The sequence below is a fragment of the Parasegetibacter sp. NRK P23 genome, from assembly GCF_023721715.1.
Classification (GTDB): domain Bacteria; phylum Bacteroidota; class Bacteroidia; order Chitinophagales; family Chitinophagaceae; genus Parasegetibacter.
This window is the reverse complement of record NZ_JAMDLG010000001.1, coordinates 1,279,818-1,292,469: the sequence shown is the minus strand read 5'-3', so window position 1 is coordinate 1,292,469 and position 12,652 is coordinate 1,279,818. Positions and strand designations below refer to the sequence as shown.

General features: G+C 49.3%; 10 protein-coding genes. 5 read left to right on the top strand and 5 right to left on the bottom strand.

The window, feature by feature from the left end; translation table 11 throughout:
• Positions 1-28: 28 nt before the first annotated feature.
• The 3 genes from fabG to lptB all read right to left on the bottom strand — a co-directional run bounded on the left by fabG (position 29) and on the right by lptB (position 3,298).
• Entirely contained in the window at positions 29-784 is a 756-nt protein-coding gene (gene fabG / locus M4J38_RS05185; RefSeq protein WP_251758470.1) for a 3-oxoacyl-[acyl-carrier-protein] reductase, read from the bottom strand.
• 131 nt (positions 785-915) lie between these two features.
• Positions 916-2,430 (bottom strand): GH3 auxin-responsive promoter family protein, encoded by a 1,515-nt coding sequence (locus M4J38_RS05180; RefSeq protein WP_251758469.1) that lies wholly within the window; start codon positions 2,428-2,430, stop codon positions 916-918.
• A gap of 73 nt (positions 2,431-2,503) precedes the next feature.
• Positions 2,504-3,298 carry an LPS export ABC transporter ATP-binding protein gene (gene lptB, locus M4J38_RS05175; RefSeq protein WP_251758468.1) on the bottom strand — a complete coding sequence of 265 codons (795 nt, stop codon included), beginning with the start codon at positions 3,296-3,298 and terminating at the stop codon, positions 2,504-2,506.
• Positions 3,299-3,415: 117 nt separating this feature from the next.
• Here lptB and metF point away from each other — a divergent pair, with 117 nt between their 5' ends.
• A complete protein-coding gene (gene metF / locus M4J38_RS05170) occupies positions 3,416-4,369 on the top strand; it encodes a methylenetetrahydrofolate reductase [NAD(P)H] (protein WP_251758467.1) in 954 nt (317 codons plus the stop codon).
• A 149-nt stretch (positions 4,370-4,518) separates the two neighbouring features.
• Here the strand turns inward: metF and M4J38_RS05165 are convergent, their stop codons facing one another.
• Positions 4,519-6,441: a peptidylprolyl isomerase gene (locus tag M4J38_RS05165; RefSeq protein WP_251758466.1), complete on the bottom strand. Its 1,923-nt coding sequence runs from the start codon at positions 6,439-6,441 to the stop codon at positions 4,519-4,521.
• Between the two features lie 15 nt (positions 6,442-6,456).
• Positions 6,457-7,875: a TlpA family protein disulfide reductase gene (locus M4J38_RS05160; RefSeq protein WP_251758465.1), complete on the bottom strand. Its 1,419-nt coding sequence runs from the start codon at positions 7,873-7,875 to the stop codon at positions 6,457-6,459.
• 324 nt (positions 7,876-8,199) lie between these two features.
• On the opposite strand from M4J38_RS05160, the gene rlmD reads away from it, so the two are divergent.
• From rlmD to M4J38_RS05140, 4 genes are all read left to right on the top strand, one after another.
• Positions 8,200-9,615, top strand: a complete 1,416-nt coding sequence (rlmD, locus tag M4J38_RS05155) for a 23S rRNA (uracil(1939)-C(5))-methyltransferase RlmD (RefSeq protein WP_251758464.1) — start codon at positions 8,200-8,202, stop codon at positions 9,613-9,615.
• Between the two features lie 9 nt (positions 9,616-9,624).
• Positions 9,625-10,461, top strand: a complete 837-nt coding sequence (locus M4J38_RS05150) for a rhomboid family intramembrane serine protease (protein WP_251758463.1) — start codon at positions 9,625-9,627, stop codon at positions 10,459-10,461.
• A gap of 87 nt (positions 10,462-10,548) precedes the next feature.
• Positions 10,549-11,469, top strand: a complete 921-nt coding sequence (locus M4J38_RS05145; protein WP_251758462.1) for a rhomboid family intramembrane serine protease — start codon at positions 10,549-10,551, stop codon at positions 11,467-11,469.
• Positions 11,470-11,481: 12 nt separating this feature from the next.
• A complete protein-coding gene (locus M4J38_RS05140) occupies positions 11,482-12,636 on the top strand; it encodes an endonuclease/exonuclease/phosphatase family protein (protein ID WP_251758461.1) in 1,155 nt (384 codons plus the stop codon).
• The last annotated feature ends 16 nt before the right edge of the window (positions 12,637-12,652 follow it).

Sequence of the window (12,652 nt, the reverse complement as noted above, 5' to 3'; positions counted from 1 at the left end):
GGGCAGGGATGCTTATCTTATTTTTCAATTATATATTCAGTCCGCCGCAGGCGCTCAGTACCTGCCCGGTGATGTACGAACTCATATCGGAGGCGAGAAACAGGGTAGTATTGGCAATCTCTTCTGTTTTGCCAAATCTGCCCAGCGGGATTTTTTTCAGAAAATCATCAGCCGCCGCGCCTTCTTTCAGGTAGTGGGTCATATCGGTTTCGATAAAGCCCGGGGCGATGGCGTTGCAACGGATGTTGCGGCTACCCAGTTCATGCGCCACACTTTTGGTGAAGCCGATGATACCTGCTTTACTGGCCGCGTAGCTCGCTTGTCCAGCGTTTCCGCGTATGCCGATGATGGAGCTCATGTTGATGATGCTGCCGCTTTTGGCTTTCATCATGGGGCGGATCACCTGCTTGGTCATGTTGAAAACACTGTTCAGGTTGGTGGCGATCACGTCGTTCCACTGGTCAACGCTCATACGGAGGAGGAGGTTGTCTTTGGAGATACCCGCATTGTTCACGCATACATCTACGGTGCCGAATTCCTTCATTACATCATTCACGAAGGTTTCACATTCTTCAAATACGCCTGCATTGCTGCGGTAGGCTTTTGCTTTTACGCCCATGCCTTTCAGTTTTTCTTCGAGCGCTGCCGCTTTTTCGGCGCTGCCTTCACTCACATAGGTAAAGGCGATGCTGGCGCCATGTTCGGCGAGTTTGAGGGCTATTCCTTCTCCGATGCCACGGGCGGCACCGGTTACAATGGCAACTTTGTTGTCGAGTAATTTCATCCGTTTTTGTTTTTGGTTCAGTTCATGACCGTGTGGATGCACGGTTTTAAATATCGGAATCCGGGGCCGAAAGTATGAAATATCTGAAGATGATCGGCAGGTGGAAACAGGTGAATTGGTATCCGCCGCCACTAAGCCTGTGCATGCAGCGCCATGATTTCGTCTATGTAGCACCTGTCGTTGGAGAGACGGGGTACCTTGTGCTGACCACCCAACTTGCCTTTTTCCTTCAGCCAACGGGTGAACAATCCTTTCGGAATGTTGTGCAGGATGGGCATACGCAGGGCCATATCTTTATGCCGCTTCGCTTCGTAATCCGAATTCAGGTTCTTTAAAGCGTTGTCCAGTTCGTAGGCGAAACGCTGAATGTCCTGCGGGGCCGCTTCAAATTCGATCAGCCATTCGTGGGCGCCATTTTCCGCATTGGAGAAATAAACGGGTGCCGCGGTATAGTCGTTCACTACCGCTCCGGTTCTTTCGCAGGCCATTGCGATGGCGCGATCGGTATTGTCCACCATAAGTTCCTCTCCGAAGGCGTTGATGTAATGTTTGAGGCGACCGCTTACTTTTATCCGGTAAGGATTTTTAGACACGAACTGAATAGTGTCGCCCAGCAGGTAGCGCCACAACCCGCCGTTGGTGGAAATCACCGGTGCATAGTGTTTGTTGAGTTCAACTTCGGGTAAGCCGATGGTTTGCGGGTGCTCCTTTCCATATTCTTCGATGGGCATGAATTCATAAAAAATGCCGTGCCGGGTGTAGAGCAACATGCCGTCATCATCCGGATGTGCCTGTGCCGCGAAGAAGCCTTCGCTGGCATTGTACATTTCGAGGTAGCGGATGGGCGCACCGATCAGTTTCCGGAACTGCTCACGGTAAGGCGTGAACGAAACGCCGCCGTGCATATACAGTTCAAGGTTTGGCCACACTTCTTTTACGGTAGACTTGCCGGAAAGTTCCAGTATCCTCCGGAAAAGCACCAATGTCCATGTGGGAACGCCGGAAATAGAGGTTACATTTTCGTTTAGAGTGCTCTGGGCCAGCATTTCGATCTTCGATTCCCATTCATCCATCAGGGCGATGGAAAGATCGGGCGTACGGAGCCAGTGCCCCCAGAAAGGAGTGTTCTGCAATAATACGGCGCTCAGGTCGCCATACGATATCGTATCGTTGAACTGGTTCACCTGGTGGCTTCCGCCCAGCACCAGTCCTTTTCCCGTTAACAGATCGGAATCGGGATGTGTGCTGTAATACATAGTAAGCACATCTTTCGCGCCCTGAAAATGTGTTTCTTCCAGGCTTTCCTTACTGATGGGGATGAATTTGCTTTTGTCGCTGGTAGTACCGCTGCTCTTCGCGAACCATTCCACCGGTGTATTCCAGAGCACATTTTCTTCTCCCGCCATCATCTTTTCGATGTAGGGTTTCAGGTCGTCATAGTCGTGAATGGGAACGGCCTGTTTGAAAGCTTTAACGGAGAAGAGTTTGTTGAAACCGTATTTCCTGCCGAATGTAGTGTACTGCGCGGCTGTAACAAGTTCCTGAAGTACTTCGCGCTGGGCGGCCTCAGGATATTGCATCCACTGTTCAATTTGCCACAAACGGAGCCTGGCAAGTCGTGATATGGCAGGACTTAAAATCCTCATACGGCAAAATAAATTTTAAATTCCGAATTCTGAATTTAAAATAGGGAATTGATGGAAATCTGCGCTGTGCGGATTAGTCGGGTATTTTAACCACATCGGGCATGGGCTCGTTGTTTTCGGGGGAAAGCAGGTAATCTTTCCGTTTCAGTTCGAAATTCCTTCCGAGGTAGAGGCGTTTCACCTGTTCGTCTTCGGCCAGTTCTTCGGCGGTCCCGTGTTTAAATATTTTTCCATCGATCAGGAGGTAAGCCCGGTCGCAGATCGAGAGGGTTTCGTTTACGTTGTGGTCGGTGATCAGGATACCGATGTTCTTGAATTTGAGCCGGGCCACCACCATCTGGATATCTTCCACCGCGATGGGGTCCACACCGGCGAAGGGCTCATCCAGGAGAATGAATTTGGGGTTTACCGCCAGCGCACGGGCTATTTCGGTACGGCGGCGTTCTCCTCCGGAAAGGGAATCTCCGTTGTTTTTGCGCACATGGTGCAGCCTGAACTCGGTTAAAAGATCCTCCAGTTTTTCTTTTTGTTCGGCTTTGGAAAGTTTGGTCATTTCCAGCACGGCTGAGATATTATCTTCCACGCTCAGTTTTCTGAAAACGGACGCTTCCTGCGGCAGGTAACCGATGCCCATTTGGGCACGCTTGTACATGGGGAGTTTGGTAATGTCCTCTTCTTCCAGGAAAACGCTGCCTTCATCCGGTTTGATGAGCCCAACTACCATATAGAATGTGGTTGTTTTCCCGGCCCCGTTCGGCCCGAGCAGTCCTACGATTTCTCCCTGTTTCACATCTACGGAAACATGATTCACCACTGTTCTGCTGCTGTAACGCTTTACAAGGTCTTTGGTATGGATGGTCAAACTCAAAATAAAATGATTGAATGGCAAAAATAAGGGATGGTGTTTATACGCTTTTCCTAAAATTCAACGTATTATAATAAATTAACTGTTTTTCTTGTAGGTTTGCCCCGTTAAAAACTGCACATGAAGGTAATTGACCATATCCGACAGGCCAAAGATACCCTGGTCTCATTCGAAATTCTTCCTCCTTTGAAAGGGAAGACCATCCAAAGTATTTACGACCATCTTGATCCGTTGATGGAGTTTAAGCCGTCCTGGATCAATGTGACCTACCACCGCGCCGAAACCATGTTCAAAAAGAAACTGGACGGCAGTTTCTCTAAAATAGAAGTCCGCAAGCGCCCCGGAACTGTAGCCATTTGCGCGGCCCTGCGCAACCATTATAACGTGGACACCGTTCCCCACCTGATTTGTGGCGGTTTTACCAAAGAAGAAACGGAGAACGCGTTGATAGACCTGAACTTCCTCGGCATCGACAACGTGCTGGTGTTAAGGGGTGATGCCGCTAAAAATGAGGCCTCCTTCGAACCACATCCCGGAGGGCACCGCTACGCCATCGACCTGATGCGCCAGATATCCAACCTGAATACAGGGATTTACCTGGAGGAGGATATTCAGAACGGAGGTAAAACGAATTTCTGCATGGGCGTGGCAGGCTACCCCGAAAAACATTTCGAGGCCCCGAATCCGGAGATCGATATGGAATACCTGAAGAATAAAGTAGAGGCGGGTGCAGAATACATTATGACCCAGATGTTCTTCGATAATAAAAAGTATTTCAAATTCGTGGACGATTGCCGTGCCGCGGGTATCGAAGTGCCTATCATCCCCGGGTTGAAACCACTGACCACCAGGAAACAACTCACCGTACTGCCCCGTGTTTTCCATATTGATCTTCCTACAGAACTCAGCCTGGAAGTCATGAAGTGTAAAACCGACGCTGAAGTGGAGGAAGTGGGCACCGAATGGCTGCTGAACCAATCCCGGGAGTTGAAAAAGAACGGCGTACCCGTATTGCACTACTACACTATCGGTAAACCGAAAGTGGTGTATAATGTGGTGAAACAGATTCAATAGGAACTACCGGTTCTGTAAAATAAATTGGGGGCGAGAATATCGCCCCCATTCCTTTTGTAGTAGTTCTGCTTTTATATTATTCAAAGCCGGGATCAGAGCCCACAGGCCGGTATCGGATCACGTTTCTCTTTAGGCAGAAACTATGCCAACTACTTTCCTGCGTTTCCGAAAAGTTGCTTTCTTTCCTTTTCATGGACGGTAACGGGGTATGCTTTTTCAAGTTTTTTCACCCATTCATCTTCCAGAAATTGCTGGTAATCGTTTAGTACAAACCCCCGGGCCTCATCGAAGTTACGTGGGTGTTTTTCCGGATACAGTTTAAAAATGTAGGCAAACAGCACTGTGCCATCGGCCTGCAGTACCTGTTCTGTAAAGCCCTTTTCTTTCAACGGGGCATTGCCGCTGATGGGCAGTTGCGTCAGTTCCATTTTTGCGGAATCCGCTGTGGCCCTTCCTTCCATGCCATCTGTAATTTGCTGCCATTGCCCCGGGTTGGCCGTTATCTTTCTTTTCAGTTCACCGGCGGCCATCTGATCGGTGCAGGTGAGCAACACGGCTTCCGCAGAAGGTTCCCAGAAATATTTCTCCTTGTTTTGCTGGTAGAACCTGACCAGGCCGGAACTGTCTGCGGATGATTTGTTCCATACTTCCTGCTGCATGATCTCAAAAAGCATATTGCCCTCTTTGAACTCCCTGAACTGTTCGGCGAAGGCGGGCTGAAATTCCTCCAGGTGGTCCCGGTAATATTGCATGGCCTCGTAGCGGCGCATGGTTTCCAGCAACTCGGGATAGGATTTGGGTTGTTCCTGGTTGTTCAGTGGATTCCTGGCCACACGTATGTACCTGCACCATTCCAGTGCGTCCATTGTTCGGCTACCGGTAGACAAAACCGGGGTGCGTGTGCTGATTTTATTGTGGGGTACAATGGTATCGGTCTGAAGGTTCTTTTCAGAAAAATCGAAAAGGTCCTTTTCAGGAACGAGTAGCTTACTGCCCGCCTTTCTGATCACCATATCAATGAGTGCATCCCTGGCTTGTTCGGAGCGGCTATCCTGGTAAATCTGCTGGCGGATGGATTCCACATACAGCGGATCCGCACTGATAACAGAACGTGGGATCAGCTTCATCCTTTTGATGATGTGATAGCCATAAGCGGTAAGTACCGGTTTGCTGATAGCGCCATCTTTGGTCAGCGCAAAGGCTGCGTTTTCAAATACTTCATCGTTTTCACCCGTGGAGAATGGGGCGAGTTCGCCTCCCTGCTGGAAACTGCCGTTGTCGTCGCTCACAGCTCTGGCCACGTCCGCGAAAGGGCGTCCTTTGAGCAGTTCGTTGTAAACGGAATCTGCTTTTTTCAAGACAGCAAGGGAATCTTTTGCACTTGCTTCCGGAGGGAAAGTAAGCAGGATATGCGCCACACTCAATTGTCCGGGATTGGGGCGAACGGCTTCTTTCCTGAAAATATGGTAACCGGCGCTGCTTTTCAGTGGTGCCGAGAAAGTGCCTGGTTTTAATTCGTATAAAACAGATTCAGGCGTATACGGCAGGGTAAAAGCGGTGACCCAGCCAATGCGACCATTTTTGTGCGTACCATTTGAGGAGAACTTCGCCGCTACTTCCTGGAACGGCATTCCCTTCTTCAGCATATTGTGGGCCGCGTTGATCTGTGCAAGGGCTCCGGCTTCATCTTTGGCAAAAGGAATGAAAATCTGCGCCGCGAGTACATCTGTTTTTGCCCTGCTGATGGCTTCTTCCGTGAGCGATTGAATGCGCGCGCCATCCAGCATATATGGTTCTGCGATCTGAGAACGGAACTGCTCCGCTTCCTGGCGTTGTGCCGGCAGGGTATCGATACCTTTCGCGATGGCGGCTTTCACTTTCAGTTTGTACCTGATGTACAGTTTCAGGTAATCCTGCATTGCCTGAATACTGCTGTCGGTGGGATTGTTTTTTTTGAAGGCTTTCTTGAAAGCCTCTGTGGAAACGGATTCCCCGCCAACGGTAAAAAGCGTTTGGGTGAAAGCGGTAGCAGAGAGCAGCAGTAAACTACAGAAGAATAGGGTTTTTTTCATAAAATTGGGCATCGCTTATTTCTTTTTCATTTCTATCACCTTGTCCACCTGGTCGTAGGTAAGTTTTTTGGCCACGATGCGTTTGTTCTCGTCCAGCAGGTAAATTACCGGGGTTTGGTACACATCATACAACTGGCGGTAATTGGGGCGTCCGGCGTTATAATCGGCTTCGCGGTCGGCTTCTGTTTGGTACACATGCGTCCAGCCGGTGAGCTTATGCTCGTTGATGAACGTTTTCCAGGCGGGTAATCCGCCATCTACCATTACGCCGTACACCGCGATGCCCATGCTTTTCCATTTGGCGTTGTACATCGAATCAACTTTGGGCACCACTTCCTTGCAATGTCCGCAGGTAGGGTCCCAGAAAACCACCACGGTATAGGGTGCTTTTACCTCATAAAGCGGGCGTTTTTTTCCTGTTGTATCCACCAGGTCGAGTGGGGAAGCGGGTAAACCCAGTTGGTTGGCCATTAAACTGTATGCCCTTTCATTGATGTATTTGCGTTGCTTTTCCGACAGCCAGGTGGCTTGTCCGGCATTGATGTATTTCTCGAACAGGTAGATGAATACCTTGTCCTGCCCCATGAATTCGGGGTTGATGTATTTGTCGATGAATTCACTCAGCAGGAACTTGAACATTTCCTGGGTGCCGGTGGCTTCCTGCAACATGTAATCCGTTTCCACGATGATGGAATCCGGTTCAGGGGAAACGAGTTGCTCGTAATACCTTTTCAGTTTGGGTTTGAAGAAGGGGGTTCTCACGAGGCGGTCGTCTCCGAAATGGATACCATCCCAGTAATGGGATTTGTAGTACCGGTAAGCGAAAGCGGAATCATATTTGCCACCCGGATGTTGGTTGGCGGGCGGCACCACCGGTTCGCGCAGCGCGTTAAACAACGCGGAGAGCATACCCGAAGGGTTCTTCTTTACATAATCGGTGCGGTAATTTTCTATTTCCTTACTCAGGGCGCGCATCTGTTGCTGAAGGTTTTCTTTTTCAGCCGCATCGCCAGAGGCCTTTAGTTTACCCTGGAGTTGGTTGAGTATTTTCCCTTTTTCATCGGTGAAATTTTGATACGCGCGAAACGCTGTATTATCGGGCGAGCCGGTATATACTACCTTTTTAAGGTCCGCAGTATCTGCCGAAACAGCGAACTTTTGCAGTTTATCGATCAGCATTTCAAAAAGGATCACTTTCGCGGGCGATACCATCATATATATACCCGGGGGAAGCGGCTTTTCTCCCTTAAAGACTGCATTGCTTGAGCCATCCAGCATGGCGGAATCAGCGAGGCCTTTGATGTCGCCGTAATGGTACGCGAGGTAGATTTTTTCGTTTTTGAAAGGCTTCAGGGTTACTTTGATCTCGTAGCCCTGCGCGCTGGCAAGGGCGGAGGTAAAAGTGAGCAGAAAGGCGGAAAGGATATTTTTCATATTTATTTTTGGTCTGTCAATCTTATTTTTTTCTCGCAACGGCGCAACGACGCAAGGCATTGTGAAGTTGGCATCGCATTATTAGAAATTTCAGGTGGATTATTTTCTATACAATCATCAAATCAAAGACGGCAAACAAACGATCCCGTTGCGTCGTTGCGCCGTAGCGAGAAACTTTCCCGAAACCTGCAGCACCTGCACCACTACTTGCGTCCTTGCCCCCTTGCGTCTTTGTGTGAACCCAAAATACTTCTTCGCGTGAACCCAAAATTATCCAAATAAACGGATTGGCCCTGAATCTATTGTAATGGTTACTTTTGCACCGTGCCAAAAAGAAAAAAGAACATCGAACTCTCCAATGTACTCGTGGAGCAATACGCCGCGGAAGGCAAATCCCTCGCGCGCGTGGAAGGAAAAGTGATTTTTATAGAAGGAGCCGTTCCCGGCGATACGGTGAACCTGCGCCTGGGCAAGAGCAAAAAAGACTGGGCCGAAGGACATGTGACCGGTTTTACCGGCTATTCCCCCGACCGGGTGGAGCCTTTCTGCGCCCATTTCGGGGTTTGCGGCGGTTGCCGCTGGCAGATGCTTCCCTATGATAAGCAATTGGTTTACAAGCAGCAACAGGTGGTGGACAACCTCACCCGTATCGGCAAGGTGCCGCTTCCCCCCATGGAATCCATCCTGGGTGCGGAAGATACCCGGTACTACAGGAATAAGATTGAGTACACCTTCGGCAACAGGAGATACCTGCTTCCTTCCGAACTGAATAATCCGGACATCGATCCGAACCAACCCGTGGCCGGTTTCCACGCCAGGGGGATGTTCGATAAGCTGGTAGATATAGACGTATGCCATCTTCAGGAGGAACCCACCAACCTGATCCGGAAGTTCATCCGTGATTTCGCGGTACAAAGGAATCTTTCTTTCTATGATATACGCGCCCACCAGGGCTGGTTGCGCACCATGCAGGTCCGGTTGTGCACCACCGGGGAAATTATGGTGAACGTGGTATTCGGGGAAGAACGCAAAAAGGACCGGATCGCGTTGTTCGACGCGTTACTGGCGCAGTTCCCGGCCATCACTACTTTGTTGTACACCATCAACCTGAAATGGAACGACTCTATCTCCGACCAGGAACCCATCGCCTACCACGGCAAAGGTTTCGTGATCGAGCAACTGGAAGATTTCCGTTTTAAGATCGGGCCGAAATCATTCTTCCAGACCAATACCCGGCAGGGAACGGCGCTTTACCAGGTTACCCGGGAATTCGCTGAACTTACGGGGAAGGAAACTGTTTATGACCTCTATTGCGGTACGGGTAGTATTGGCATTTTCGTGAGCAAACTGGCCGGAAAGATCATTGGGGTGGAAATGGTACCCGAAGCCATTGAGGATGCAAAGGAAAACGCGGCATTGAACGGATTGCCGAACAGCGAATTTTATGCGGGAGATGTGATCGATATATGCGATGACGCGTTTTTCAACCAGCATGGCCGACCGGACGTGATCATCACCGATCCGCCGCGCGCGGGGATGCACGATAAACTGGTGCGGAAGATACTGGAAATGGAAGCGCCCACCGTAGTATATGTGAGTTGTAATCCGGCCACACAGGCCCGGGATTTGATAGGACTGAGCGAGAAGTACGACGTAACCCGGGTAAGACCGGTTGATATGTTCCCGCATACCCATCATATTGAAAACGTGGTTCAACTGAAACTGAAGAGCCGATCCTAAAATAAGTATATGACCCAATTTCGTCCGGGCGGATTCCAGGTATTGCCGCTCGTTATTAAGAATTTACTGATCATCAATGGACTTGTTTTCCTGGCCCAGACCGTATTGGAGCAGCAAGGCATGGGCGGAGAACTGATGAATCTTTTCGCCCTGCACCATGTTCAATCTCCGCTATTCAGCCCATACCAGCTGATTACCCACCTGTTCATGCACGGGGACCTCGGGCACATCTTCTTCAACATGTTCGCCCTCTGGATGTTTGGGAGTATCCTGGAAAACCTTTGGGGGCCGAAGCGCTTTCTGATATTTTACCTGGCTTGCGGCCTTGGAGCGGCGGTTATCCACCTGGGTACGATCTGGATCGGCTTCCACCAGTTCCTGGATACCTATGCATTGTTCAAACAAAACCCTTCTCCTGAAATCTTTGCGCAATTGTACCAGGATCATCTGAAAGGAACGGGCTTAGGTATCACTGCACGAGACGTATACGATAACTGGATGAACAACCCTCAGATGGGGTACGCACGCAGTACTGAGGCCATGACCATACTTGAAGCCTATAAACAATATACGGATTACGAACCCACCATCGGTGCTTCCGGCGCTGTTTTCGGTTGCCTTGCGGCATTCGGCTACCTCTTCCCCAACAGCTATATCTATCTGTATTTCTTCGTGCCCATCAAAGTAAAATGGTTCGTGCTGGGTTATGCGGCGGTGGAACTGTTTATGGGATTGCGCAACTCAGCAGGCGACAACGTGGCGCACTGGGCGCACCTTGGCGGCGCGCTGGTCGGCTTCCTGCTGGTGTACTTCTGGAACAAAACCAATCGCCGGACGTTTTATTAATAAGGGTTTATTTTAATTAATCGGTAACTTAGCAATACGGTCATTTTTAAATGTTGTCGTCAATATTTAAAAGCTAAAATCTCACTCATGGGCGTACTCGAACAGAACAGGAGAAGAAGAATGTTCCTGGGGCAGGAAGGAAATCAGCTCACCTACCTGATCATTTTCCTGGCCATCATTTTCGTGGCTTTCAAGTTCATTTATATTATTTACCTGTTGTCCGATATGAAGGATGAGCTTTACAGACCGGACGTGCACAACTGGCTGACCCTGCCCGCAAGTCTGGACCAGTTACTTACCCGTCCATGGACCATCCTCACTTACGCGTTTATGCATTTCAAAGTGTGGCACGCGCTGGGTAACCTGTTGTGGATTTGGGCCTTCGGCTTCATATTACAAGACCTGGCCGGTAACAATAAGATTATTCCCCTTTTCATATATGGTGCGCTGGCCGGCGGGATCATTTACCTGGTAAGTTTTAACCTGCTGCCGGTTTTCAAACCCAGTGTTCCGGTTTCCACCCTGGAAGGGGCTTCCGCCGGAGCCATGGCCATTGCTGTTGCGGCCACTACGCTGGCACCCAATTACAGACTTTTCCCCATGATCAATGGCGGCATTCCGTTGTGGGTGCTCACCACTGTATTTGTGATCATCGATTTCGCCAGCATTGATTCCACCAATCCCGGGGGACACCTGGCGCATCTTGCGGGCGCGGTGGTTGGCTTCGTTTTCGTCAGGCAATTGCGGCGCGGCCACGACTGGGGCGCATGGATGAATAACTTCGCTACCTGGCTCAACAATCTTTTCAATCCTGATAAACCAAAGAACAGAACCCCGTTGAAGGACCAGATGTTCTACAAATCCAAAGGAGAACCTTACAAAAAAATCCCGCAGATCACCCAGCAACGGATTGATGCGATACTGGATAAGATCAACCAGAAAGGGGTTCATTTATTAACGGAAGAAGAAAAGGAAATCCTGAAAAGGGCCGGAGAAGGAGAGGCGTAATCAATTTTATTCATGGCGGGGACTATCAGAAAAATAGCGAAGAAATTTTTTATTGTTTCCAACATCGTACTAACGGTATTCGTTGCAATAGCGTGCCTGGTGCCCTGGCTCAATCCGGGCACTTATTGGTGGAGCGCTATCCTTGGTTTAGGGATGCCGGTGATGATTGGGGTACAGCTTATTTTCCTGGTGTTCTGGCTGATCGCGCGTTCGCGCTGGGCATGGCTTCCCGTTGTTTCTATCCTGCTCTCGTTTCAGCAGATCGCGGCTTTTTTCGCCTTCAGTACCAGTTCCTGGAAAGAGGAAAAAAAAGAAGGAACGCTCCGCGTGATGACCTGGAACGTTTCGCGCTGGGATGAATACAACAGGAAAAAAAGAGGGGGAGTAAGTTACCGGGATGTGATGCTGGATGTGGTACGGAAACAGAACGCAGACATATTGTGTTTCCAGGAGTTTTTTGAATCGAAGATGGCAAAGCGGTACGATCCGAACATTGTTGAATTCACCCGTAAAATGGGGTATCCCTATCATTATTTCGCGGTGGAGCAGAAAATATATTCCGGAGATTACCTGATCGGAAACATCATTTTCTCTCGCTACCCAATTATTGATACCGGTAAAGTACAACTTGGAGAAAGCAAACGGGTGGAAAATATGGCTTTCGCCGATGTGTTGGTCAAAGGAAAAAAAATCAGGATAATGACCACGCACCTTCAATCTGTATTGTTTAACGAAGGCGACTACCGGGGAATCGATAATATCGGGAACAGTAAAGAGGAAACCCTGCGGGCTTCCAAAACTATTCTCTCTAAATTGAGAAGAGCTTATTACTATCGCGGTCTTCAGGCGGATAAACTGAAGGGAGAAATGGACAAAAGTCCTTATCCGATTATCCTTACGGGCGATTTTAATGATGTCCCCACATCCTATACCTATTTTACACTCAGGGGTAAAAAGAAGGATGTTTTCCTGGAAAAAGGTGGCGGAATCGGAAGAACCTTCAGGATGATTTCGCCTACTTTAAGGATCGATTTTATTCTTGCTGATCCTTCCATAAAGGTAGAGCAGTTCAAACGGCCCACCGTTCATTACTCAGATCATTACCCTCAAATTGCAGACCTGAATATTGATGCGCTGGTTCAGCCTCAGCCCAAAGATCCAGGCTAACCTTGCCGCCCGAAAA